General features: G+C 62.4%; 22 protein-coding genes. 8 read left to right on the plus strand and 14 right to left on the minus strand.

The annotated features are described in order from the left end of the window. Window positions 1-175 precede the first annotated feature (175 nt). The 6 genes from GQB03_RS12385 to GQB03_RS12410 all read left to right on the plus strand — a co-directional run bounded on the left by GQB03_RS12385 (window position 176) and on the right by GQB03_RS12410 (window position 5,411). On the plus strand, window positions 176-1,333 hold the full coding sequence (locus GQB03_RS12385; RefSeq protein WP_235027047.1) for an STAS domain-containing protein: 1,158 nt from the start codon (window positions 176-178) through the stop codon (window positions 1,331-1,333). 28 nt (window positions 1,334-1,361) lie between these two features. Further along, entirely contained in the window at window positions 1,362-1,901 is a 540-nt protein-coding gene (gene hslV, locus GQB03_RS12390; RefSeq protein WP_159689567.1) for an ATP-dependent protease subunit HslV, read from the plus strand. 61 nt (window positions 1,902-1,962) lie between these two features. Beyond that, a complete protein-coding gene (gene hslU, locus GQB03_RS12395; RefSeq protein ID WP_159689570.1) occupies window positions 1,963-3,297 on the plus strand; it encodes an ATP-dependent protease ATPase subunit HslU in 1,335 nt (444 codons plus the stop codon). 125 nt (window positions 3,298-3,422) lie between these two features. Continuing rightward, window positions 3,423-4,304, plus strand: coding sequence for an AEC family transporter (locus GQB03_RS12400; RefSeq protein WP_159689573.1), 882 nt, complete (start codon window positions 3,423-3,425; stop codon window positions 4,302-4,304). A gap of 62 nt (window positions 4,305-4,366) precedes the next feature. Then, entirely contained in the window at window positions 4,367-5,077 is a 711-nt protein-coding gene (locus tag GQB03_RS12405; protein ID WP_159689576.1) for an alanyl-tRNA editing protein, read from the plus strand. Window positions 5,078-5,081: 4 nt separating this feature from the next. Next, window positions 5,082-5,411 carry a putative signal transducing protein gene (locus GQB03_RS12410; RefSeq protein ID WP_159689579.1) on the plus strand — a complete coding sequence of 110 codons (330 nt, stop codon included), beginning with the start codon at window positions 5,082-5,084 and terminating at the stop codon, window positions 5,409-5,411. A gap of 16 nt (window positions 5,412-5,427) precedes the next feature. On the opposite strand, the gene gor is transcribed toward GQB03_RS12410, so the two are convergent. The 4 genes from gor to GQB03_RS12430 all read right to left on the minus strand — a co-directional run bounded on the left by gor (window position 5,428) and on the right by GQB03_RS12430 (window position 10,435). Beyond that, window positions 5,428-6,783: a glutathione-disulfide reductase gene (gene gor, locus GQB03_RS12415; RefSeq protein ID WP_159689582.1), complete on the minus strand. Its 1,356-nt coding sequence runs from the start codon at window positions 6,781-6,783 to the stop codon at window positions 5,428-5,430. 126 nt (window positions 6,784-6,909) lie between these two features. Continuing rightward, on the minus strand, window positions 6,910-7,677 hold the full coding sequence (locus GQB03_RS12420; protein WP_159689718.1) for a slipin family protein: 768 nt from the start codon (window positions 7,675-7,677) through the stop codon (window positions 6,910-6,912). Then, the gene (locus GQB03_RS12425; RefSeq protein ID WP_159689585.1) at window positions 7,667-9,091 is read right to left on the minus strand and encodes an NfeD family protein; all 1,425 of its coding nucleotides are present in this window, start codon (window positions 9,089-9,091) and stop codon (window positions 7,667-7,669) included. The genes GQB03_RS12420 and GQB03_RS12425 overlap by 11 nt, the downstream gene beginning before the upstream one ends. A gap of 93 nt (window positions 9,092-9,184) precedes the next feature. Then, window positions 9,185-10,435: a nitronate monooxygenase gene (locus GQB03_RS12430; protein ID WP_159689588.1), complete on the minus strand. Its 1,251-nt coding sequence runs from the start codon at window positions 10,433-10,435 to the stop codon at window positions 9,185-9,187. Window positions 10,436-10,748: 313 nt separating this feature from the next. Between GQB03_RS12430 and GQB03_RS12435 the strand changes: the two genes are divergently transcribed. Continuing rightward, window positions 10,749-11,261 carry a 3'-5' exonuclease gene (locus GQB03_RS12435; protein WP_159689591.1) on the plus strand — a complete coding sequence of 171 codons (513 nt, stop codon included), beginning with the start codon at window positions 10,749-10,751 and terminating at the stop codon, window positions 11,259-11,261. 83 nt (window positions 11,262-11,344) lie between these two features. Here GQB03_RS12435 and GQB03_RS12440 read toward each other — a convergent pair whose 3' ends face one another. From GQB03_RS12440 to GQB03_RS12470, 7 genes are all read right to left on the minus strand, one after another. Further along, on the minus strand, window positions 11,345-11,779 hold the full coding sequence (locus tag GQB03_RS12440) for a CBS domain-containing protein (protein WP_159689594.1): 435 nt from the start codon (window positions 11,777-11,779) through the stop codon (window positions 11,345-11,347). A 386-nt stretch (window positions 11,780-12,165) separates the two neighbouring features. Further along, window positions 12,166-13,473, minus strand: a complete 1,308-nt coding sequence (gene cysN, locus GQB03_RS12445) for a sulfate adenylyltransferase subunit CysN (protein ID WP_235027048.1) — start codon at window positions 13,471-13,473, stop codon at window positions 12,166-12,168. Window positions 13,474-13,546: 73 nt separating this feature from the next. Beyond that, window positions 13,547-14,461, minus strand: a complete 915-nt coding sequence (cysD, locus tag GQB03_RS12450) for a sulfate adenylyltransferase subunit CysD (RefSeq protein ID WP_159689597.1) — start codon at window positions 14,459-14,461, stop codon at window positions 13,547-13,549. A gap of 53 nt (window positions 14,462-14,514) precedes the next feature. Further along, complete coding sequence (locus tag GQB03_RS12455; protein ID WP_159689600.1) at window positions 14,515-15,288, minus strand: phosphoadenylyl-sulfate reductase; 774 nt, start codon at window positions 15,286-15,288, stop codon at window positions 14,515-14,517. Next, complete coding sequence (locus tag GQB03_RS12460) at window positions 15,285-15,818, minus strand: DUF934 domain-containing protein (RefSeq protein ID WP_159689603.1); 534 nt, start codon at window positions 15,816-15,818, stop codon at window positions 15,285-15,287. The genes GQB03_RS12455 and GQB03_RS12460 overlap by 4 nt, the downstream gene beginning before the upstream one ends. After that, window positions 15,811-17,493 carry a nitrite/sulfite reductase gene (locus tag GQB03_RS12465; RefSeq protein ID WP_159689606.1) on the minus strand — a complete coding sequence of 561 codons (1,683 nt, stop codon included), beginning with the start codon at window positions 17,491-17,493 and terminating at the stop codon, window positions 15,811-15,813. Before GQB03_RS12465 ends, GQB03_RS12460 begins: the two co-directional genes overlap by 8 nt. Window positions 17,494-17,503: 10 nt before the next feature. After that, window positions 17,504-18,283: a sulfite exporter TauE/SafE family protein gene (locus GQB03_RS12470; RefSeq protein ID WP_159689610.1), complete on the minus strand. Its 780-nt coding sequence runs from the start codon at window positions 18,281-18,283 to the stop codon at window positions 17,504-17,506. Window positions 18,284-18,390: 107 nt separating this feature from the next. Here GQB03_RS12470 and cysB point away from each other — a divergent pair, with 107 nt between their 5' ends. Then, entirely contained in the window at window positions 18,391-19,332 is a 942-nt protein-coding gene (gene cysB / locus GQB03_RS12475) for an HTH-type transcriptional regulator CysB (RefSeq protein WP_159689613.1), read from the plus strand. A gap of 88 nt (window positions 19,333-19,420) precedes the next feature. Here cysB and GQB03_RS12480 read toward each other — a convergent pair whose 3' ends face one another. The 3 genes from GQB03_RS12480 to GQB03_RS12490 form a co-directional block, all read right to left on the minus strand. Continuing rightward, the gene (locus GQB03_RS12480; protein WP_159689616.1) at window positions 19,421-20,575 is read right to left on the minus strand and encodes a hypothetical protein; all 1,155 of its coding nucleotides are present in this window, start codon (window positions 20,573-20,575) and stop codon (window positions 19,421-19,423) included. A gap of 173 nt (window positions 20,576-20,748) precedes the next feature. After that, complete coding sequence (locus GQB03_RS12485) at window positions 20,749-21,687, minus strand: asparaginase (RefSeq protein WP_159689618.1); 939 nt, start codon at window positions 21,685-21,687, stop codon at window positions 20,749-20,751. A gap of 107 nt (window positions 21,688-21,794) precedes the next feature. Continuing rightward, the gene (locus tag GQB03_RS12490) at window positions 21,795-23,228 is read right to left on the minus strand and encodes an alanine/glycine:cation symporter family protein (RefSeq protein WP_159689621.1); all 1,434 of its coding nucleotides are present in this window, start codon (window positions 23,226-23,228) and stop codon (window positions 21,795-21,797) included. Window positions 23,229-23,342: the final 114 nt, after the last annotated feature.

Below are 23,342 nucleotides of genomic sequence, written 5' to 3' on the forward strand. Positions count from 1 at the left end.
ATAAGCCGCCAGCCCTTTGATGGCATGGTGGCCGGCATTTTGTGTCCGAAGGTAAGCGAGTGGGAGGCGATCCGGCTGATTCGTTGCAAGCGAGAGTTATTGCCGGCAAAGCCGCGGTTCCGGTGATAACCTTTAGTTCGTGGCTGTAATGGCAACGCCAAGGTGAGGTGTTAGTTTGGCGATCTCGTTTTTCGGCAAGAAGCCCGGGACCGACGAGCGGGCGAAGCCCGCCGCGGCAAGCGGCAAGAGCGCGCCGCGCTCCGAATTGTCCACGCTCGATTTCTCGGGTGCGGGCGATGTCGGTCGTGCGCTCGCCCAGTGTGCCGACAAGGTCGAGGTGCTCGAGGGCGGAGATGCGCTCCTCGCGGTTGCCGAAGAGGCCGCAATGCTGTTTGCGAATGGTAACGATGTCGAGGCCGCGGCGGTACTCGATGCGGCGCTCGATGGCGCTGTGGGTGAAGAGGCCGGGGAAGGGCTTTGGCTGATGCTGCTTGACCTTCATCGCCTCGCCGGCGAGCGTGCCAGATTCGATCAACGCAGTGCGGCGTATGCGGCAAGATTCGAGAAATCCTCTCCCTCGTGGGAGGACCTGTCGGTGGCGGCGCCTGCACCGGCCGCAGGCGTCGTACCCTGCGTCACGCTCAGCGGCAGCCTGTCGGGACAGGCCGCTCAGCAATTCGGCAAGCTGGTGGAGTTTGCGCGCGGCAATGGCGGCGTGCGGCTGGATCTTGGCCGCCTGCGCGGCGCCGATGATCTGGGATGTCAGATTCTGCGCAAGACGCTTGCCGAGATGAAGCGCGAACGAATCGATTTCGAATTGCTCAATTGCGGGCACCTTGCCGACATGCTTGGCGGACAGCTCTCCTGTGGCCGACGCGAGCGCCAGGAGTCATGGAAGCTCCTGTTCGATCTGTTGCAGCGTGCCGGGGAGTTCGATCGCTTCGAAGAGCTGGCGATCGACTATGCGATCACCTTTGAGGAGTCTCCGCCCTCATGGGAGGCCCCGAGCGGGGAGCAGACGGGAGACCGCGTGAAACTGGCCGCTGCGGTACGCCCGGACAGTGATTTCATGTTGGAGGGTGATATCACCGCCAACGAACAAGGTCAGCTGCGCCGACTGGCGGCTTTTGCCGCGGAGCGCGCAATGGTCGATGTCGATTGCTCGCGCTTGCGCCGGGTAGACTTCGTATCTGCCGGTGCCTTCTTCAATATTCTGGCGACCTTGCGGGCTCAGGGTAAACTCGTGGTCTTCAGACATGTCAACAACATGGTCGCGGCGCTGCTCCGGGTGATGGGGGTCGATCAGGTGGCTCAGATCGTGACCCGCCGCTAGCGATCGCGATCTCAGTGGAAATCCCCGTATGGAACAGTATCACGGTACAACCATCCTGTCGGTCAGGCGCGGCAAGCGCGTGGCTCTGGGTGGCGATGGTCAGGTCACGCTGGGCAATATCGTCATCAAGGCCACGGCCCGAAAGGTGAGGCGCATTTATCAGGAAAAGATTCTCGCCGGATTTGCCGGCGGAACCGCGGATGCGTTCACGCTTTTCGAGCGATTCGAGGAGAAGCTCGAAAAGCACCAGGGTCATCTGCTGCGCAGCGCAGTCGAACTTGCCAAGGACTGGCGGACCGACCGTATGCTCCGGCGTCTCGAGGCCATGCTGGCGGTGGCCGATCGGGACAATTCACTGATCATCACCGGCAATGGTGACGTGCTCGAGCCGGAGCACGGCATCGTTGCGATCGGCAGTGGCGGCGCTTATGCCCAGTCGGCGGCCCGGGCATTGCTCGAGAATACCGAGATGCCGCCAGAGGACATCGTTGCCCGCTCGCTGGAGATCGCCGGCGATCTGTGCATCTATACCAACCAGAGCCACACGATCGAGCTGATCGAAGGCTGAGATCGATGCGGCGCGCGCTTCCTGCGCTGTGCCGTCGACAAACCCTATCCGGTACCGCACCATGACCCAGATGACACCGCCGGAGATCGTCTCCGAACTCGACAAGCATATCGTCGGCCAGGCCCGCGCCAAGCGGGCCGTTGCCATCGCGCTGCGCAACCGCTGGCGCCGGGCCCAGATCGAGGAGCCGCTGCGCTCGGAGATCACGCCGAAGAACATTCTCATGATCGGTCCGACCGGCGTCGGCAAGACCGAGATCGCACGTCGCCTGGCAAGGCTCGCCAACGCGCCCTTCATCAAGGTGGAAGCCACCAAGTTCACCGAAGTCGGCTACGTCGGGCGCGATGTCGAGACGATCATCCGCGATCTCGTTGAGGTTGCGATAAAGGATGGTCGCGATCAGGCGATGAAGCGCGTGCGTGACCGGGCCATGGACAATGCCGAGGACCGCGTGCTCGATGCCCTGCTGCCGCCTGCCCGCCCGGTGGGTTTCGGCACCGACGCACCGCCCGCCGAGGAGTCGTCCACGCGACAGAAATTCCGCAAGAAGCTACGCGAGGGCGAACTTGACGACAAGGAGATCGAGATCGAGGTCTCGGCCGTCGGCATGAGCGCGGAGATCTTTGCGCCGCCGGGCATGGAAGAGCTCACGCAGCAGATCCAGGGCATGTTCCAGAACCTTGGCAATGCCCGCAAGAAGACCGCCAGGATGAAGGTCAGCGATGCGCTGAAGGTGCTTGCCGATGAAGAGGCCGCACGGCTCATCAACGATGAGGAAGTCAAGACCGATGCGGTGCGAGCGGTCGAGCAGAACGGCATCGTGTTTCTTGACGAGATCGACAAGATCGCAGCCCGCTCCAGTGCTCAAGGTGCCGATGTATCGCGTCAGGGTGTTCAGCGCGATCTCTTGCCGCTGGTGGAGGGCACTACGGTCAGCACCAAGTACGGCATGGTGCGCACCGATCACATCCTGTTCATCGCGAGCGGCGCGTTTCACCTCTCCAAGCCCTCGGACCTGATCCCGGAAATGCAGGGACGCTTTCCGATCCGGGTTGAGCTCGATTCCCTCTCGGTGGACGACTTTGCCTGCATCCTGACCAGTACGGATGCCTGTCTCACGCGCCAGTACGAGGCCTTGCTGCGGACCGAGGGCGTCAAGCTCGATTTCGTCGAGGATGGCATCCGTCGACTGGCCGAAATCGCCTTCCAGGTGAACGAGAAAACAGAGAACATCGGTGCGCGACGTCTGTACACGGTGATGGAGAAGCTGCTCGAGGAGGTTGCGTTCGATGCCGGCAAGATCGGGTTTGACAAGCTGGTGATCGATGCGGCTTACGTCGACAGCCGCCTCGAGGTGCTCGCCCAGCGCGAGGATCTCGCCCGCTACGTGCTGTAGGTCGGCCGTACCGGCCGGATGAAGCAAGGGCACGAAGCACTGGGGGTGGGCTGGAAAGCGGTCTAGAATGGCCGCTCTCCGTTCAATCGCGGCGAGCCGAGCATGGCAGCCGAAAGTGATCCGCCATGTTTGTTCGTATCGTCTCGATCCTCTTCCCGCTGTTTGCGATCGCAGCCCTGGGTTATGTGGTCGGCCGCTGGATGAAGCCTGACCTGACGCACGCCAACAAGCTGAACATGGATGTGTTCGTGCCGGCACTGGTTTTTTCGGCGCTGGCGAGCAAGTCTTTTGCCGTGGCGCAGTTTGTGCCGCTTGGCGTTGCCACGCTGATCGTCGTGGTCGGCTCGGGCCTTGCCGCCTGGGCTGCCGCGAAACGCCTTGGCCTGGATCCGAAGACGCTGGTGCCGCCGATGATGTTCAACAATTGCGGCAATCTCGGCCTTCCACTTGCAGTGCTTGCGTTCGGCAACGAGGCTCTCGCGCCGGCCGTGGTCATGTTCATGGTTTCGAACCTGCTCCATTTTTCCTTCGGCGCGTGGCTGCTCGATCGTCACATCCGCATCGTGAATCTGTGGCGGGTACCGTCGGTGCTGGCGACCTTCGCCGGAATCGGGGTGAGTGTGGCCGGCTTCGAGGTATGGCCACCCCTGATGGTTGCCATCAAGATGCTTGGTGACATCGCAATTCCGTTGATGCTGCTGGGGCTCGGCGTGCGGCTTACCGATTCGCGCATTTCAGAGGTCAGACTCGGTCTCATCGGTGCCACTGCACGGCCTTTGCTTGGCATGTTGCTTGCCGTACTGGTCATGCAGGTGATCGAGCTGTCGCAGCAGGAGCAGGCGTTGTTGCTTGTGTTTGGCGCCCTGCCGCCGGCGGTGCTGAACTTTATCTTCGCCGAACGCTACAACCAGGAGCCTGAGAAGGTCGCCTCGATGGTGGTGATCGGCAACGTGGCGTCACTGGCCTTTCTTTCGGTCGCACTCGCAATCGTACTTCCGACGGTCTGAGCGCCCCTCCGGCGAGGCGCGTGTGGTCTGAACCGCCAACAATTCGAGAGAGGAAGAACCCCATGACGGACCTGCTGTTTCGCAACGATGCATATGCAAGGCTCTGCGAGGCTCGTGTGACACGGATCGACGGGCAAAAGGTGTTGCTGGATCGCACTGTTTTCTATCCTGCGGGCGGTGGGCAGCCGGGCGATACGGGTGAATTGGTGACCACAGAGGATCTGCGTCTTCGGGTGATCGACACGATAAAGGGGGCCGCGTCTGACGAAGTAATGCACGTTCTGGCCGAAGGTGCGGAGCACCTTGCTCCTGGAACGATCGTCACCGCGGCAATCGACTGGGGGCGTCGCCATCGGCTGATGCGTTTCCATACAGCGCTGCATCTGCTGTGTGCGGTCGTCGATGCACCGGTGACCGGTGGCAGGATGGCCGAGGACAAGGCGCATCTTGATTTCGATATAGAGATGGAGAAACTGGTAGCGGCCGAGATCGAGGAAAGGCTGAATGCCCTGGTTGCCGCGGATACGCCGGTCGAGACCGGCCAGATCAGTGACGAAGAGCTCGATGCCAATCCCGGCCTGGTGAAGACCATGTCGGTCCAGCCGCCGCGTGGGCAGGGCAGTGTGCGGACTATCCACATCCCGGGGGTCGATCTGCAGCCCTGCGGCGGAACCCACCTCGCGCGCACCGGGGAGATCGGCCCGCTCAGGGTGGTTCGCATCCGCTCTGAAGGCAAACGCAACAAGCGAGTGACCATCGCCTTCGCCGAGTGATGTGATGAAGTTGCTCACCCGTTGCAGCAATCTCGTAGAGGCACATCACTGGGCGAACCTTTTGCGGGCAGCGGGGATCCGTGTCGAGGTGCGCAACACCTGGTTGTCCGGTGCGGTCGGGGACATCCCGCAACGGGAGACGTGGCCACAGTTGTGGATCCCGTTGCTGCAGGACGAGTCCGCTGCAATGGCGGTCATCCGTGCTGCGGGGCGTGATGCCGGAAAGCTGCCGGTGTGGCGCTGCCCGGCGTGTGGCGAACTGCTGGAGGGGCAATTCGCCCAGTGCTGGAATTGCGGCGCCGACCGGCCCCTCAGCCCAAGCTCGGAAGCTTAGGGCACCCGGCCGCCGATCACTCGCGCGGCGTGCGCAGCAGCACGAACTCTTCTGCGGCGGTGGGATGCACCGCAATGGTTCGGTCGAGGTCGGCCTTGGTGGCGCCCATGGTGACGGCCACGGCGAGGGCCTGGATGATCTCGCCCGAATCTGCGCCGATCATGTGGGCTCCCAGCACCCTGTCGTCGTTCCGGTCGACGATCACTTTCATGTAGGCTCGCTCGGTACGTCCCGAGATGGTGTTCTTCATCGGCCTGAAGTCGGCCTCGAAGACGCGCACGTCGTGGCCTGCTTCGATCGCGTCCGCTTCGGACAGGCCGATGGTGCCGATCGGCGGCTGGGAGAACACCGCCGTGGCGATCAGGCGATGATCTACCGATCGCGGTGCGCCGCCGAATTCGGTTTCTGCGAAGGCGCGTCCTTCGGCGATTGCTACGGGGGTGAGGTTGGCGCGGTTCGTCACATCGCCGACCGCGAAGATGCTCGGCACGCTGGTGCGCGACCACTGGTCCACCGGAATCGCACCGCTGCCCGGCGCCGTGGCGACGCCGACGGACTCGAGTCCGAGGCCCTGGGTATTGGGTGAACGTCCCAGCGCCGAGAGCACCGCGTCGGCCTCGATGGTACTGCCGTCGGCCCCGGTGCATACAAAGCGATTGCCGGCCCTTTCGAGCCTTGCGGGCGAGAATCCGGGTTTCAGCGTGACTCCGCGTTCGCTCATCGCAGTGGCGAGGCGGCGGCGAATGTCATCGTCGAAGCCGCGAATCGGCAGGTCGGCGCGGTAGGCGAGGCTGACATTGCTTCCGAAGCCGGCGAAGATCCCTGCAAACTCGACGGCAATATAGCCTGCGCCGAGCACCAGCAGGTGCTCAGGCAGGACGGTCAGGTCGAGGATCTCGTTGGAACTCATGGCCAGCTCAATGCCTTCGATCTTCGGGTGGCTGGGGATGCCGCCGGTGGCGATGAGGATGCGTTCGCCGGTGATACGGCGCCCGTCCACTTCGACCGTGTGCGGATCCACGATGCGCGCCCATCCGGACAGCAGCGCCACGCCGGAATCGGCCAGCATCTTGCGGTAGATACCCTCGAGTCGGTCCGTTTCGCGGTTCTTGGCAGCGGTCAGGGCTGCGAGGTCGAAGCGTGCGGCATCGATCTGCCAGCCGTAGCCCGGTGCATCCGCAAGGGCCTCGCCGAACTGTGAGCCGTACATGAAGATCTTTTTCGGCACACAGCCGCGGATCACGCAGGTGCCGCCGACCCGGCTCCCCTCGCAGATTGCGACCCGAGCCCCCAGCGCCGCCGAGCGCCGGCTGGCCGCGACCCCGCCGGAGCCTGCGCCGAGGGTAATGAGATCGAAATCGTAGGCGGTCATGCCGATTCTCCTGTGAACTGTTCTTGAACGGTTTGATCGTGTGGGACAGGCAAAGCTTACCTGCTGCGCGCAAAAGTCGCGCCCGACACTTTGCCGAGCGGGCGCTGTCTTTGCGCGGTGTGCTCTTCAGGGCTTCTTGCCGGCCCGGTCGAAGAGCGACTGCATGAGTTCGCTGGGTACCGGGAAAACGATCGTGGAGGTGCGATCATTGGCGACCTGGGTGAGCGTCTGCAGATAGCGCAGCTGCATCGCGGCAGGGTCGCGGGAGAGCATCTCGGCGGCTTCGAGCAGACTCTGGGCGGCCTGCTTCTCACCTTCGGCATGGATTACCTTGGCGCGCCGCTCGCGCTCGGCCTCGGCCTGCCGTGCGATCGCACGAATCATCGATTCGTTGAGGTCGACGTGCTTGATCTCGACGTTGGCCACCTTGATGCCCCAGGCATCGGTCTGCGCGTCGAGGATCTTCTGGACGTCGGTGTTGAGCCTTTCCCGCTCGGAAAGCATCTCGTCGAGCTCATGCTTGCCGAGCACGGCGCGCAGCGTGGTCTGCGCCAACTGGCTGGTGGCCATCAGGTAGTTCTCGACCTGGATGATGGCGCGTTGCGGATCGACGACCCGGAAATACACCACCGCGTTTACCTTGACCGAGACGTTGTCGCGCGAGATCACGTCCTGGCTCGGCACATCCATGGTCACCACCCGCAGGTCGACACGCACCATCTGCTGCAGGCCGGGGATGATGATGATCAGGCCCGGGCCTTTGACGCTGGAGAAGCGTCCCAGCGTGAACACCACGCCACGCTCGTATTCACGCAGGATCTTGAGCGATGCGACGACGATCGCAAGCAGGATGAAGATGACCGGCGCAAGGCCGAAGCTGAGGTCAAAGGGCATCATGTCTTGCTCCAGTTGCTGGGCGGCTATCCACCGGTTCGACCTCCAGTGTGAGGCCGTCGATTCGTGTGACGCGGATTTTCTGACCGGGCGCGAGCGCCGAACTGGCGTGCACCTGCCAGGATTCGCCATGTACCAGGGCGCGGGCGCCGTCGCCGTCTACCAGTGTGATAACGCCGACACTGCCCGGCATCTCCTCGCGCCCGGTGACCACAGCGCGCTTGCGCTCCCGTAATGCAATCGTGCCGACCGCAAAGATCAGCCCGGCACTGACCAGTGCGGTTCCCACCAGGAAAGGAAGCGGAATACCGAGACCCGGAATTTCGCTGTCGACGAGAAACAGGCCGCCGAGAACGAAAGCGACGATACCGCCCACGCCCAGCGCACCAAAGCTTGGCACGAAGACTTCGGCGATCATCAGCGCAGCGCCGAGCCCGATCAGTGCAACGCCGGCCCAGTTGATCGGCAGCATCTGGAAGGCGAACAGCGCCAGCGTGAGGCAGATTGCGCCTGCGACGCCGGGGACGCCGAAGCCCGGGCTGGTGAATTCGACGAAAAGGCCGTACACCCCGATCATCATGAGGATCACCGCCAGCTGCGGATTGGCCAGCACCGCAAGGGTGCGGCTGCGCCAGTCCGGTTCCACCACCTGAAGCTGTGCGTCGCGTGTGTGAAGCGTGCGCTCTCCGGCGCTGGTGCTGACGACACGTCCGTCGGCCTGGGCGAGCAGGTCGCGAAGATCGGTCGCGATGAAATCGATGACCCCTTCGCGTTTCGCCTCCATGGCCGAGATGCTTGCGGCTTCGCGCACCGCCCGTTCTGCGAATTCCACGTTGCGCCCGCGCATTTCCGCGAGGCTCTTGAGATAGGCCGCCGCGTCATTGGTGGCCTTGTGCATCATTGCATCGCCAATTGGTGGGGCGGCGGTTGGTGTCGATGCCTTGTCGTTCGCGGCGCCGGGCGCGTCCGCAGCCTCGTCGGCTGGCTCTCCGGCCGGGGGCTTGTCCCTGGCGCCACCGCCGGGCATGCCGATGGCTACCGGGGTAGCAGCGCCAAGATTGGTGGCCGGCGACATCGCGGCAATGTGGCTGGCGTAAAGGATGTATGTGCCGGCACTTGCGGCGCGTGCGCCTTCGGGATGGACGAAGGTGGCGACCGGCACCGGCGAGGCGAGGATTGCCTTGATGATCTGGCGCATCGCGGTATCGAGTCCGCCGGGGGTGTCCATTTCGATCACCACGAGTTCCGCGCCGCCTGCGCTCGCACGCTCAAGGCCGCGGACAATGAAGTCGGCCGAGGCGGGCTCGATGATGCCGTCGAGCCGCAGGCTGACGACGCTACCCGCCAGAGCCGTCGTTGCAGCACCCAGGGTCAGCGCAATCGTCAGCAACAATCCCGCTGCAGTCCGGAACATGCTCCCCTCCTTGCGATCCTGAGTGTCAGAGGGCTTTGGTGGGCGGCGAGTTCCGGCCTGCACCAAACGGGTCTGGCCCGGCCGAAGCGGGGCTTACTCGAGCGGCGGGAGCGCGATCTTGTGATCCTTGCTGAACTGGTAATCCTTGAACACATGCTCCGCCGACAGCGACTGATAGGTGCCGTCGGCGTTGCGATGCGTGGTGTCCTTGAGGCGGTAGGTGTTGTGGCCGCAGGTCCAGCAGTCGAAGTTGCGCATATGGGTGCACAGGCAGGTCTTGTCCATGACCTTGAGGCGCCTCGCCTCCGGGTTGGCCTTGAGCTCGCGGTTGTAGGCGACGATGTAGGCGCAGCTTCCCTTCGCGTCGAGCAGGTAGCCGTAGGCCTCGCAGTTTGGACGGATGCCGGCGCCGATTGCCGGGCTGTTCTTGAGCATGCGCATCGGATAGCCGGTGGGCGAGATGCCATTGACCTCGATGTCATCTTCCTCGGCCATGAAATATTCCTGACGCACGTCCGGCGGCAGGCCACATTCGTTGGTGACCGTGAAGCGTGTGGCGACCTGGACCGCGGCGGCACCGTTTTCCAGGAAGGTGGTGGCGTCGGTGCCGGTGAACACGCCGCCCGCGGCGATCAACGGGATCTCGAGCTTCTCGTCGACCAGCCACTGGCGGATCTCGGCGACGATGGTGGCGAGATCGTACTCGGCCCAGTCAAAGCCGAAACCGAGGTGACCGCCTGCCAGCGGGCCCTCGACCACTACGTAATCGGGCAGCCGACCGGTCCGCGCGCTCTTCTTGATGAAGAGCTGCAGGGCCCTGACCGAAGATACGATGATGCCGAGCTTGGCATCGCGAAAACGCGGGTGGTCCTCGATGAGTGCGAAGGAGCCGAGATGAAGGCCGGCGGCCAGAGTGATGCCATCTATGCCGGCATCCAGCGCGGAGGCCAGACGCACTCTCAAGGTGTCCTTGGGGCCGTTCATGGTGAGCTTCTCCATGCAGTTCATGAAGATCAGCCCACTGCCTTCCTTGCGCGCCATGGTGTTCTCGACGTGCGCGCGCTGTGCTTCTTCGAGCAGGGCGAGATCGAACTGCACGTCCGATTTGTCTTCGTTTGCGACGTTGTGCTTGTATTTCTTGAGCTTGTCGCGGACATACTTGGTGTCGTAGCGCCGGTCGCTCACCGTTGGCACCATGGCATCCGAGATATGGCCGATTCCGCCGAGCCGGGCCGCGGTGAGCGACAGATCGGACGTGGATATGTCCACCCCCATGCCTCCGATCATGATCGGCACGTATTCCTTCTTGTCGAAGGTCAGGCGGAAATCATCGACGCATTTCATATGTGTTCTATCCTCGCGCGTTGCGGTGCCGGTACGCCGGAAGGGCGTACCGGGGGATGCGGTTCCATCGTGCGGGCATGTCGGGGCCTCTTCTGCACGGTTGTGGACTCGCGTCTGGCTGGCCGGTCGGTGCGCGGGCTCCCTCCCTCGCTCAAGGTAGTCTCTCCAACCGGCGTCGTCTGCCTGGGCGCTATTGTACCCGTGGTGGAGGGCAAACGGCCGTTGCGCGGCGCGCGGTTTGTACAACTTGGTTCGCTATTTGCTAGGCATATAGGTGAGGTCTGCCGCGGCCATTCTTCGGGGAGGTATTCAGATGGGGCTCCATGTTTCCAGCGCGCATGGTTTGCCGGCGTTCATCGATGTGGAGGCGTCGGGGCTCGGACGCGGCAGTTACCCGATAGAGATCGGCGTCTGCCTGCCCGACGGGACCTCCAGGTGCTGGCTGATCCGACCTGCACCGCTCTGGCGCGCGTGGGAGCCTGCCGCGGAGCGCATCCACAGGCTGAGCCGGGATCTCCTTGAGCGTCACGGCCGGCCGATCCGCAGCGTTGCCGAGGAACTCAACGAAGTACTGGCGGGGCAGGTCGTCTATAGCGACGCCTGGGGAAACGACATGCCCTGGGTTGCCGCATTGTTCGATGAGGCGGGGCTGGTTCAGCGTTTCCGGATAGAGGCCTTGCGCGCGATCGTGCCCGAGGTACGGCTTGCCGAATGGAATCCCATGCGCAAGCGGATCGAACTCGAACTATCGCTGCGCCGGCACCGTGCAAGCGCTGATGCGCTCGCCCTTCAGCAGACTTGGGCCGCGCTTTGCCTGCCGTCGTAACCTGGGCCGAGAATAATCCGGTATCTGTCCCGACCGGCATACCCCTGGATTCATGAGCACGGCCGATCGGTTGGTTGAGATGATCAGAGGATGACGGCGATTTCCTCGCGACGAATCAGCTCTTCTCCGAACTGAAGGGCATCGAGGTCGAGTGCGTCGCTCGAGGCGATCAGTCCGAGGGGGCGTCCATCGGCCGACACGACCGGGACGTGGCGGAAGCCGCCTTCGTACATCATGTGCAGCGCGTGGCCGAAGGGGCGATCATCAGTGATTGTCTGCGGGTTATGTGTCAATACCTCGCCCACGGGCGTGGTGTCAGCATCGAGGCCGGAGGCGAGCACCCGGAATGTGGCGTCCCGCTCGGTGAAGATACCCGTCAGTACGCCATGCTCCGTAACCAGTGCGGCACTCTGGCGGTAATCCTGCATGAGTTGCGTGACGGCTCGAACCGGCATGTCGATCGGAACGCAAACGAAAGTGCGGTCGGCAATCACCTGATGAATCGGACGGCTGGGCATGACGAGTCTCCTTTTCGGATTTCTGGGATGCTGGATTCTTGCGCCTTGCCGGTTGAACGTTCCTGCAGGCCCTTGCCGGAAAGGCCGGGTGATCTGTCGGGTTTCAGCCGGGTTGGCCAGTCGATGCAAGCGTCAAACGTGCCAGAAATCTTCGGGTCCGGCCTTCGGTCCGCGAGTCATCTGCAAGATATTGAATTTAATGAAATCTCTATGCGTTTCTTGATCGGAATCGATCATCTTGGCCAGGGTGAGCGTGGGCGAGAACGCACGTTCATGTCCCTGGGCATGCACCTTGCTGGCGCCAGAGCGCGGTATTGGTGCATGCACAATGGAAGAACGGGCCGCACTTGTGCGACCCGTTCGGTGCATGGATTCGGCGAAGGTGATCAGCCGTCGATCATTCCGGCACCAACCGTATTGTTGGTGCTTTCGTCGATGATGATGAAGGCGCCCGTCGAGCGGTTCTTGTCGTAGGCATCGGCGAAAATCGGTTGGGCAAGCTTCAGCGTGAGTTGGGCAATGTCGTTCATCGCCAGCGTGGCGGTGCTTTCCTGCTCGAGGGTGTTCACGTCGAGGCGGTAGTCGATCTTGGCGATCTTGGCCTTCACCTCGCGCGAGGTGTGGCGCAGCAGATAGGTGCGGGCAGGTGACATCGGGGTCTCCGACAACCAGCACACCGTGGCATCGACCTGCTTGGTGGTGAGTGGCTGCTCCGCGGTCTTGATGATCATGTCGCCACGCGAGATGTCGATCTCGTCGGCGAGCAGGATGCTGACGGACTGCTCGTGGATCGCGCAGGCGATTTGTTCACCGCCGATCTCGATCGCCTTGACCGTGCTGGTGAGGCCTGAGGGGAGCACCGTCACCGCGTCGCCGACGGCGATCTCGCCAGACTCGACTCGTCCCATGAAGCCGCGATAGTCGTGCAGGGCGGGATTGGCGGAGTCCTGCGGGCGGCACACGAACTGCACCGGAAAGCGGAAATCCTCGGCCTTTTCGGTGTGCGCCGCCGGCGTGGTCTCGAGAATGTTCATGAGCGTGGGCCCGTTGTACCAGCCGAGGCGCTCGCCACGATCCACCACCATGTCGCCATTGAGTGCGGACAGCGGGATGAAGCGCAGGTCCTTGATGCCGAGCTTTTCCGCAAAGGCCAGGTAGTCGGCCTTGATCTTCTCGAAGACGGCCTGGTCGTAATCGACCAGATCCATCTTGTTGACCGCCACCAACAGGTGCGGAATGCCGACTAGGCTGGCGAGGTAGGAGTGGCGACGGGTCTGGGTCTGCACGCCCTTGCGGGCATCGACGAGGATGATCGCGAGGTTGGCGGTCGAGGCGGCGGTGACCATGTTGCGGGTGTACTGCTCGTGGCCGGGCGCGTCGGCGATGATGTACTTGCGGGTACCGGTGGTGAAGTAACGGTAGGCCACGTCGATGGTGATGCCTTGCTCGCGTTCGGCCTGCAGGCCGTCGGTGAGCAGGGACAGGTCTACTGCGGTCATGCCGCGCTTGGCCGAGGTTTTCTCGATGGCGTTGAGGGTGTCCGCGAGGATGGTCTTGCTGTCGAACAGCAGGCGACCGATCAGGGTGCTCTTGCCGTCGTCTACGCTGCCGCAGGTGAGGAAGCGGAGCAGGCCGTGGTCGGCCGCATCGGGGCCGAGGGGATGAGGTGCATTCATGGTTTCGATCGTAGGCATGAGGTGACTGGCGTTCCGGGGTATTGGGCGTATGGCACTGCTGCGGGAGGCGGGTCCCGCATCGGCAGGCGTCTCAGAAATACCCTTCCTTCTTGCGTTGCTCCATCGAGGCTTCCGAGGTCTGGTCGTCCATTCGCGTGGCGCCGCGTTCGGTGATCGTCGTGGTCGCCGTCTCGGCGAGGATCTTGTCGAGGGTGTCCGCATCGGACTCGACCGGGGCGGTACAGCTGATGTCGCCAACCGTGCGGAAGCGCACCAGCACCTCTTCGACCTTGTCTTCGGGCTTCGCCGGGGTGAGCTCGGTGACCGGCTGCAGCAGCCCGTTCTTGCGTACCACCGAGCGGGTGTGGGCGAAATAGATCGAGGGCAGCTCGAGCTGTTCGCGCTGGATGTACTGCCACACGTCGAGTTCGGTCCAGTTGCTGATCGGGAAGGCGCGGATGTTTTCGCCCTTGTGGGTCCGCGCGTTGAAGAGATTCCACAGTTCGGGGCGCTGGTTTTTGGGATCCCACTGACCGAACTCGTCGCGGAAGCTCATGATGCGCTCCTTGGCGCGCGCCTTCTCCTCGTCGCGACGTGCACCGCCGATGCAGCAGTCGAAGCCGAATTCCTCGATCGCTTCGAGCAGGGTCACCGACTGGTGCTTGTTGCGCGACTCGAGCGGATGTTTGAGCACGATGCTGCCGCGCGCCATTGAGTCTTCGAGCGAACGCACGATCAGGCGCTCACCGAGTTCGGCGGCACGCTTGTCGCGGAAGGCAATGACTTCCTCGTAGTTGTGGCCGGTGTCGATGTGCATCAGCGGGAAGGGGAAGCGTCCCGGCCGGAAGGCCTTTTCGGCGAGGCGCAGCAGGCAGACCGAATCCTTGCCGCCCGAGAAGAGCAGCACTGGATTGCTGCACTGGCCGGCAACCTCGCGCAGGATGTGGATGGCTTCGGCTTCCAGCCAGTCGAGGTGGCTGAGGGTCTGTTTGGTGAGTGTGCTCATTTTGCTTGTCGGTGATTCGGGATTGATCGGGGCTTGTACATGGAAGCCGGGGGCTACACGCTCTTCTTCACATGCAGGCCACATTCCTTGCTGGCCGGGTCTTCCCACCACCAGCGTCCGGCGCGGACGTCCTCGCCGACTGCGACCGCGCGGGTGCAGGGCGCGCAACCGATGCTCGGGTAGAACTGGTCGTGGAGCGCGTTGTAGGGCACTTCATGCAGGCGGATGTAGGCCCACACCTCGGCTTCCGACCAGTCGGACAAGGGGTTGAGTTTCTCGAGACCGTTGCCGGCGTCGAATTCGCGTGTCGGCAAGGCGGCGCGCGTCGGGGACTGGGCCGCGCGCAGACCGGTGATCCAGGCCCTCTTGCCGGCCAGCGCACGCTTGAGCGGTTCGACCTTGCGGATCTGGCAGCAGGCCTTGCGCATCTCGATAGAGTCGTAGAAGGCATTGATGCCGTTGCCGCGGACATAGGCTTCGACCGCCCCGGACTCTGGGAAGAAGACCTTGAGTTTGCGGCCGTAACGCTGCTCGACCTCGCCCATCAGGGTGTAGGTTTCGGCCGGCAGGCGACCGGTGTCGAGCGAGAATATCTCGATCGGCAGCGCCTCGCGCAGGATCAGATCGGTGAGCACCATGTCTTCGGCGCCGAAGCTGTTGGCGAAGGTCAGCTGACCTTCGCTGCCGAACTCGGTCAGAGAAGCCTTTAGAAAGTCGAGTGCCGAGGCGGACTTCTGCTGCACGGTCGCAGTCAGCTCGGGGCTTAGATGAGGGCTGGTGGCGGGATTCTTCGCTGCCGGCCGCAGGATCGAGACGGCGCCGCTCATGCCGCGAGCCCTCGTTGCTGACGGCGGAACAGCGGCTCAGTCTCCGTCACCGAACGCTGGTAGGGCGCCGAGAAGTCCCCGAGGCTGGCGAGAGCCCGTTCTAGTTGCTCGTCCGTATAGCGGTCTTGTGCTGGCTGAAGCGCGTCGAAGCCGCAGCGCGTGAAGGCCTGGAACTGATCGCGCAGCACCTCACCGATCGCGCGCAGCTCGCCGGTGTAGCCGTAGCGGGTACGCAGCAGTGCGGCGCTCGAGTATCCGCGGCCGTCGGTGAACTTGGGAAAGCGGATCGCCACCAGCGGCAGCGCGGCGAGGTCGGCGACGATCTGCGCCGGATCGTCGCTGCCGTCCAGCCAGACGGCGATCTCACCCTGGCGGGCTGCGATGGGTTCGCGTTGCGCCTGCCACACCGACAGCGGCACGATGACTTTCCCGGCTGGAAGCGCGAGATCCTCGGCCCGCCCGTCTTCGCCGAGCAGCACGATCTGCCAGTCGTCGCTGACGATCCGGCCATTCTTGATGAGCTTAGCCATTGACCACTTTCCTTTGCGTCTGTTGTTCGCCGTACACCCGGGTCTTGAACGGGTCGAGGCCGATACGGCGCACGGTGTCCACGAAGCGCTCGTCTTCGTGGCGATTGTCGATATAGGTCTCAATCAGCTTCGCGATCACGTCGGGCATTTCGGCGGCCGCAAAGGCGCGACCGATGACCTTGCCGATCGCGGCATCGTTGCCCTGATCGCCGCCGATGGTGACCTGGTACCACTCGGAACCGTTCTTATCGACTCCGAGCACACCGATATGACCCACGTGGTGATGTCCGCAGGCGTTCATGCAGCCCGAGATGTTGAGCTCGAGCTCGCCGATGTCGTAGAGATAGTCGAGGTCGTCAAAACGTCGCTGGATCGCCTCCGCGATGGGAATCGACTTGGCATTCGCGAGGTTGCAGAAATCACCACCCGGGCAGCAGATGATGTCGGTCAGAAGGCCGATGTTGGGCGTCGCCAGACCGGCGTCGCGAGCCTTCTGCCAGAGCGCGAAGAGATCACTTTTCTTCACGTCAGCCAGCACCAGATTCTGTTCATGGGTGACACGCAGTTCGCCGAAGGCATGGGCATCTGCCCAGTCGGCAACGAGATCCATCTGTTCGGCGGTGATATCGCCGGGCGCCACACCGGTCTTCTTGAGTGACAACACCACCGCGGCGTAGCCCGGCTGTTTGTGGGAACGCACGTTGCGCTTCACCCAGGCTGCGAAGGGTTTGTTCTCTACGCGCTTCTGCTCGAAACCAAGATCATCGGCCGGCAGCGTCGCGTAGGCTGGATCATCGAAGTGGTCGGCAATGCGATGCACCTCGTCGACCGTCAGCGTGCCCGGGCCGTCCTTGTGATGAATCCATTCCTCCTCCACCTGGCGCCGGAATTCCTCGATGCCCAGTGCGTTGACGAGGATCTTGATGCGGGCCTTGTAGAGGTTGTCGCGGCGGCCGTGGCGGTTGTATACGCGCAGGATCGACTCGCAGTAGGTGAGCAGGTGCTGCCAGGGTACGAACGGACTGATTTCCTTGCCAATGACCGGCGTGCGGCCTAGACCGCCGCCGACAAGTACCCGGAATCCGATCGCGCCTTCGGCATTCTTGACGAGATCGAGGCCGATGTCGTGGGCCTGGATCACCGCGCGGTCATGCTCCGCACCGTTCACCGCGATCTTGAACTTGCGCGGCAGATGGGTGAATTCGGGATGGAAGCTGCTCCATTGGCGCAGGATTTCGCACCACGGGCGCGGGTCAATGATCTCGTCGCCGGCCACGCCTGCGAAGGGGTCGGAAGTCACGTTGCGGATGCAATTGCCGGAGGTCTGGATTGCATGCATCTGCACGGTGGCCAGCTCCGCCAGGATCTCGGGCACGTTCTCCAGGGCCGGCCAGTTGAGCTGCAGGTTCTGGCGGGTACTGAAGTGGCCGTAGCCCTTGTCATACTTGCGGGTGATCGCGGCAAGCTTGCGAAGTTGGGTCGAGCTGAGGTTGCCGTACGGGATCGCAATGCGCAACATCGGCGCCTGGCGCTGAATGTAGAGGCCGTTCTGGAGGCGCAGCGGGCGGTATTCGTCTTCGCTCAGTTCGCCAGCGAGATAACGGTGCGTTTGATCGCGGAACTGGGCAACGCGCTCATCTACATTGCGCTGGTCATATGCGTCGTAACGGTACATGGGGATTCTCTCAATGGGTAATCAGTTTGGCCCCGACCAGCATCAGCATCGTCGCCAGAATCGGACGCAGCACGCGGTCGGGCACCTTCGTAGAGATGTGGCTGCCGAGCCAGATACCGGGCAGGGAACCGATGATCAGGCTGCCGAGCAGGAGCCAGTCGACGCTGCCGAGCATCCAGTGGCCCATGCCTGCAACCGCGGTCAGTGGCACGGCGTGGGCGATGTCGGAGCCGACGATACGGAGCGTCGGGAGGCGTGGATAAAGAAAAAACAGGGCGGTTACGCCGAGCGCACCAGCGCCGACGGAGGAGATCGACACCAGTACGCCCAGCACCGCGCCGGTCAGTACCGTCAATATTGCGGTGCGGCGCGGATCGGGGTTCTCGCCGAATCGTACGAGCGCGTACTCCTGGATGCGCTTGCGGAAGATGATGGCAACCGCGGTGAGCACCAGCGCAATCCCGAGCGCCACCTTGATGATGCCGGTTGCGCCGTCGATGCCGCCGGGAGCAAAGTGGCCGATGAACAGCAGCGTCAATACCGCAGCGGGAATGCTGCCGCTGGCGAGCCGCCGCGTGACGGTCCAGTCTACCGTGCCCTTGAGCCCGTGGGCCAGCGTGCCGCCGGCCTTGGTGATGGCTGCGTACAGCAGATCGGTGCCGACCGCGACCGAGGGGTGAATGCCGAACATCAGCACCAGCAGCGGCGTCATGAGCGATCCGCCGCCAACCCCGGTCAGTCCGACGATGGCGCCAACGGCAAATCCCGCAACGGTGTAGGCAAAATCCATGATGCTCCCCAATCTTGTGCGGTGCATCGTACGGTGCGGCAATAGATCAATGAAGGCCTGTTGGGTTAAGATCAAAGAACCAAAAGTTATTTGATGGTGACCTTGCCATGAATCTGCAGCAATTGCGCTATGTCTATGAGGTCGCCCGGCACGGATTCAATGTGTCCGAGGCGGCGGACGCACTGTTCACTTCTCAACCGGGCGTCTCGAAGCAGATTCGTTTGCTTGAGGATGAGCTCGGCGTCGAGGTGTTTGCCCGTCACGGCAAACGGTTGATCGGCTTTACCGATCCCGGTCGCCAGGTCTTGTCGATTGCGGAGCGGGTGTTGCGCGATCTTGACAACCTGCGTCAGGTGGGCGAGGAATTTTCCAATGAGGCCAGCGGCCGACTGTCCATCGCGACCACCCATACCCAGGCGCGTTATGTCCTTCCAAAGGTGATTGCGGCATTCATGCAACGATATCCTGCCGTCAAGCTCGAACTGCATCAGGGGAGTCCACGCCAGGTGTGCGACATGGTGCTTGCCGGAGAAGCGGATATCGCGATCGCCACCGAGGCGATCGCAGAATATGGCGAGCTTGTCATGCTGCCCTGCTATCAATGGAATCGCTGTGTGATCGCGCCCAGGAAGCACCCGATCCTGGGTGCAAAGCCGCTGACGCTCGAGGAAATAGCAAAGTGGCCGGTCATTACCTACGATTCGGCCTTTACCGGGCGCAGCCAGATCAACAAAGCCTTTGTCGGGCGAGGACTCAAGCCAAACGTTGTGCTTACAGCGATCGACTCCGACGTCATCAAGACCTACGTGGCCATGGGTCTCGGCATCGGCATCCTTGCCAGCATGGCCTTTGACGAAACAACCGATACCCGTATCGGCATGCTTGATGCCTCACACCTTTTCGAATCGAGCACCACTCGCATCGGGATACTCAGGAATGCCTGGTTGAGGGGTTATGTCTACGCGTTCATTGAATTGTTCGCCCCACATCTGTCGAAGCGCATGGTGGAGGCGGCAATTGCCGGAGGCGGGAGCGATCCGGGGTTGTGACTCTCCCTTGGGAGATGTTGTTCTACAAAGGAAAAGACGAGAGCCGCGATATGCGGCTCTCGTCTTCGATCCTAATCAGGCTCAAGCTTTAGCGACGAGCGCTGCGGTAGCCAAGGCCGCCCATGATCGCCAGCCCGAGCGCAACCAAGGCAAGGCCATTCGGTTCAGGAACCGTGGTCTGACACCCCGGGGCCGTCGGGCTTTCCTCGCAAATATTCGTGGCGGTCACCGGCATGATCCACGCCGTCTCGCCCCCACCGTTTATGTACGCCATTTCCCAAGTGACCTGTACAGCGTCCCACTTGCCAGTGAGGAGTTCGGCGTCAAGCTCCGGGCTGTTGACCATGAACGCGGCTGCATTCTGCCCAAGGTTGTTCTGGTTCCGAACGGTCGCATTCGGATCTGCGCAAGATCCATCCGTTTCGGGGAAACCAAGAAAGTCGCCCGCGGCATTCGCACAGATTCCAGCATGGACGTAAACCCACGGGCCAAAGTCATAGCCTGCGGAACCGTACGTGGAATTGGTGCCCGTGGCATCAGGCAGAGTGTCGTCAAGAGGCGTGTAGTTACTCGAGTAAGCGCCATTTGTGCCCATGTCTCCGCCAAGATAAAGGTACTTGACGTCAGCAGACTCGGCATCAACGAGCTTGATCATGCCCCAGATCAACAAGTCCGTCGTTTCGAGACCGGTGCCACTTCCGGTTTCGTTGAATGCGAAGAAGAAGGCGACCGGCGTGTTGTTGGTCAGCGAAAGAAGCGAGGTCGTGGTCGCATCCCAGCTTCCCTCTGCATCGCCGAAAAATTCGCTCTGAAAAGTCTGAGGGTTTCCATTCCCGCTGTACGGATCATCCGTCGTCCGGGTTGAAAACGTCACGCTTGTATCGTTGTTCGGGGAGGGGGTGTTGTAGGAGCCGTCAGTCCCGCCCGTGGGGTTGCCGGTCGAAGTATATTGACCGTTGTTGATTCCGATGATGGTGTAGTCCTTGATCGCACCGTAGGTCGACGGAGCGAAATAGGGGTCGCCCGGGGACGGCACCGAACTTCCCGTAGCGCGCAGATTCAGCAGCGGCAGGGAGAACACGTTGAAGTCGTTGAACGCGATGCAGTTATTCGTCGGTCCCAATCCGCAATCGGCGGTGGGCAAGACAACAGCGGCCGCGTCGGTCGCAAGGAATGCACTTCCTGCGATGAGCATTGCAGCTGCGCAGCTGCGCTTGAATGCAAGGCCGAATTGCTTGTTCATGGATGGCACCCTTGTTGTTTGATCTATGTCATTTTTAAAGGAAAAGCTGTGCCATTTTGTTTAAGTCATTGAATGAAAATAAATGCGAGACATCGTGGATGTGACTTTTTACTCGGCATGTAAAGAATTTCGACATTGATTCGAGGCTGGCACCGCGGGGATCGCATGACATCTCAGCTAGCTTTTCCAAGTGGCGGTGTGCGGTCGGAAATCGAAAGCTCAAGCATCAATTCAATCCTGGCCTTGGTCGGTGTCCTCGACATTTCCGTTGACATGGTCAGCGGACCGGCCCCCGTGCGGGACGTCTCGATCACTGGGTAGCCCTTGTTCCGTAGCTGTGCGATCGGGCCCTTCCATGATTCCGGGACGCTGGCATGACCGGGTAACGCTAGAACGATGCCTCGGGCACCCGCTGCGATACAAGCTTGTAGCAGATCCGGTGTGCTGCCCGCCGTAACGAACAGGATGTCCACACGCGGCAAAGTTGAAATGCCTTGTAATTCGACCGGATGGCCGATTGGGCGAACTGGCTTGTGTGTTATCAACGGTGGGCGTGCCCAGCCCAGTGGTCCCGTATCGGGCGAGATGAAGGCGTCAACCGCCTGTGTATGTGCTTTTGTGACTTCCCGGGCTGCGTGAATCCGGTCGTTGGTAACGACCAGTACGCCGAGTCCCGCAGCGCTGGGGTCGCAGGCCACCGAAACCGCGTTGTAGAGGTTCATCGGTCCGTCTGGAGACAGTGCGGTGGCTGGACGCATGGCGCAGGTGAAGACCACGGGTTTGTCGGGAGTCAGCACAAGATCTGCAAAAAAAGCAGACTCCTCGAGCGTGTCAGTTCCGTGGGTGATGACAACGCCGTCGATGTGTTCCTGAGCGACCGCTGCCTCGATGGCACGAGCCAAACCTAGCCAATGTCGTGGCGTCATATCCTTGCTGTCCAGCTTGTATAGCTGTTCGGTGGTGAGTTCGGCCAGATCGGCCAAGGGTGGCACCGAGGCGATCAGCGCTTCGATCGTGAGCGTGCCCGCCCGGTAGTCCGTTGTGTCGGTGGCGCTGGGCGACGCGCCTGCGATGGTTCCGCCTGTGGCGATGAGATGGATGCGGGGTTTCATTGCGGACTCTCCGGGACTGTTGCGATAGCGCCTGAGCGGAGCGATGGTTTCAAACAAAACCGCCTCCGGCAAGCGGAGGCGGCAAGGGGGGAGTGAACGCTCGGGCTCTATTTCTTGGAGGCCCAGAAGGCGGCGTTCTTGATGCCGAGCTTTTCGGGGTTGAAGGTGGGGTCCTTGCCGGCCTTCTTCTGTGCCTCGTAGTCCTTGAGGGCGAGCAGGGCGGGTTTCTGGATGATGAGGATGGCGATGATGTTGAGCCAGGCCATCAGGCCGACGCCGACGTCACCGAGGTCCCAGGCCGCGCCCGCGCTCTTGACCGAGCCGTAGGTGACCGCGGCCATGATGCCGATCTTGAGCACGAAGGACAGCCAGGGGCGGTGCACCTTGCGGTTGATGTAGGCGATGTTGGTCTCGGCCATGTAGTAGTAGGCGACGATGGTGGTGAAGGCGAAGAAGAACAGCGCCAGTGCGACGAAGGTCGAGCCGAAGCCGGGCAGCACCGATTCGACCGCCGCCTGGGTGTAGCCCGCGCCGGCCTCGACGCCGGGCAGACCGTTGGCGAGCATCGAGCCGTCCGGTGCCTTGACGTTGTACATGCCGGTCGACAGCAGCATGAAGGCGGTGGCCGAACACACGAAGAGGGTGTCGATATACACCGAGAAGGCCTGCACATAACCCTGCTTGGCCGGGTGCGAGACCTCGGCGGCGGCGGCCGGATGCGGGCCGGTACCCTGGCCGGCCTCGTTCGAATAGACCCCGCGCTTGACACCCCACTGCACCGCCATGCCCAGCACCGCACCGAAACCGGCCTCCAGGCCGAAGGCGCTCTTGAAGATCAACGCGATCATCGAGGGCAGGTGATCGATGTTCAGCAGCACGATCACCAGCGCCACGAGGATGTAGGCGAGCGCCATGAAGGGCACCACGATCTCGGCGAACAGCGCGATGCGCTTGACCCCGCCGAAGATGATGAAGCCGAGCAGGATGACGATGCAGGCGGCGCTCACCGCGGTATCGACCCCCCAGGCGTTGGCCAGCCCCGAAGCGATGCTGTTGGCCTGCACGCCGGGCAGCAAGAGGCCGGTGGCAATGACCGTGGCGACCGCGAAGATCCAGGCATACCACTTCTGGCCCATGCATTTTTCGATGTAATAGGCCGGGCCGCCGCGGTACATGCCTTCGTCGTCGCGCTCCTTGTAGATCTGCGCGAGGGTCGATTCGACGAAGGCGGTGGAGGCGCCCAGGAAGGCCACCATCCACATCCAGAAGATCGCGCCGGGGCCGCCGAAGGTGATGGCGGTGGCCACGCCGGCGATGTTGCCGGTGCCGACCCGCCCGGACAGCGACATGGCCAGCGCCTGGAAGGACGAGACGCCCGACTCGGAGCTCTTGCCGGAGAACATCAGGCGGATCATCTCGCCAAAGCCGCGTACCTGCATGAAGCGGGTGCGGATCGAGAAATACAGGCCGGTGCCCAGGCACAGGTAGATCAGGGCCGGGCTCCAGATGATGCCGTTGAGCATGCTGACGAATTCGTTCACTGCGCTAACTCCTTGAATGGGGCGTCCGGCCGCCGTCGTTGTTGTCTGGGTCGCCGGTGGTTTGGCGATGGTCAAATACCGGATGTTGCGATGCAGCAAGAAATATACCTTGCC

It is taken from the genome of Cognatazoarcus halotolerans (assembly GCF_009800965.1).
Taxonomy (GTDB): Bacteria; Pseudomonadota; Gammaproteobacteria; order Burkholderiales; family Rhodocyclaceae; genus Cognatazoarcus; species Cognatazoarcus halotolerans.

Bases quoted from the DNA above. Each gene is read 5' to 3' on its own strand.
- hslV (WP_159689567.1), top strand. From the start codon at position 1,362: ATGGAACAGTATCACGGTACAACCATCCTGTCGGTCAGGCGCGGCAAG.
- hslU (WP_159689570.1), top strand. From the start codon at position 1,963: ATGACCCAGATGACACCGCCGGAGATCGTCTCCGAACTCGACAAGCAT.
- GQB03_RS12400 (WP_159689573.1), top strand. From the start codon at position 3,423: ATGTTTGTTCGTATCGTCTCGATCCTCTTCCCGCTGTTTGCGATCGCA.
- GQB03_RS12405 (WP_159689576.1), top strand. From the start codon at position 4,367: ATGACGGACCTGCTGTTTCGCAACGATGCATATGCAAGGCTCTGCGAG.
- GQB03_RS12410 (WP_159689579.1), top strand. From the start codon at position 5,082: ATGAAGTTGCTCACCCGTTGCAGCAATCTCGTAGAGGCACATCACTGG.
- gor (WP_159689582.1), bottom strand. From the start codon at position 6,783: ATGACCGCCTACGATTTCGATCTCATTACCCTCGGCGCAGGCTCCGGC.
- GQB03_RS12420 (WP_159689718.1), bottom strand. From the start codon at position 7,677: ATGCCCTTTGACCTCAGCTTCGGCCTTGCGCCGGTCATCTTCATCCTG.
- GQB03_RS12425 (WP_159689585.1), bottom strand. From the start codon at position 9,091: ATGTTCCGGACTGCAGCGGGATTGTTGCTGACGATTGCGCTGACCCTG.
- GQB03_RS12430 (WP_159689588.1), bottom strand. From the start codon at position 10,435: ATGAAATGCGTCGATGATTTCCGCCTGACCTTCGACAAGAAGGAATAC.
- GQB03_RS12435 (WP_159689591.1), top strand. From the start codon at position 10,749: ATGGGGCTCCATGTTTCCAGCGCGCATGGTTTGCCGGCGTTCATCGAT.
- GQB03_RS12440 (WP_159689594.1), bottom strand. From the start codon at position 11,779: ATGCCCAGCCGTCCGATTCATCAGGTGATTGCCGACCGCACTTTCGTT.
- cysN (WP_235027048.1), bottom strand. From the start codon at position 13,473: ATGCCTACGATCGAAACCATGAATGCACCTCATCCCCTCGGCCCCGAT.
- cysD (WP_159689597.1), bottom strand. From the start codon at position 14,461: ATGAGCACACTCACCAAACAGACCCTCAGCCACCTCGACTGGCTGGAA.
- GQB03_RS12455 (WP_159689600.1), bottom strand. From the start codon at position 15,288: ATGAGCGGCGCCGTCTCGATCCTGCGGCCGGCAGCGAAGAATCCCGCC.
- GQB03_RS12460 (WP_159689603.1), bottom strand. From the start codon at position 15,818: ATGGCTAAGCTCATCAAGAATGGCCGGATCGTCAGCGACGACTGGCAG.
- GQB03_RS12465 (WP_159689606.1), bottom strand. From the start codon at position 17,493: ATGTACCGTTACGACGCATATGACCAGCGCAATGTAGATGAGCGCGTT.
- GQB03_RS12470 (WP_159689610.1), bottom strand. From the start codon at position 18,283: ATGGATTTTGCCTACACCGTTGCGGGATTTGCCGTTGGCGCCATCGTC.
- cysB (WP_159689613.1), top strand. From the start codon at position 18,391: ATGAATCTGCAGCAATTGCGCTATGTCTATGAGGTCGCCCGGCACGGA.
- GQB03_RS12480 (WP_159689616.1), bottom strand. From the start codon at position 20,575: ATGAACAAGCAATTCGGCCTTGCATTCAAGCGCAGCTGCGCAGCTGCA.
- GQB03_RS12485 (WP_159689618.1), bottom strand. From the start codon at position 21,687: ATGAAACCCCGCATCCATCTCATCGCCACAGGCGGAACCATCGCAGGC.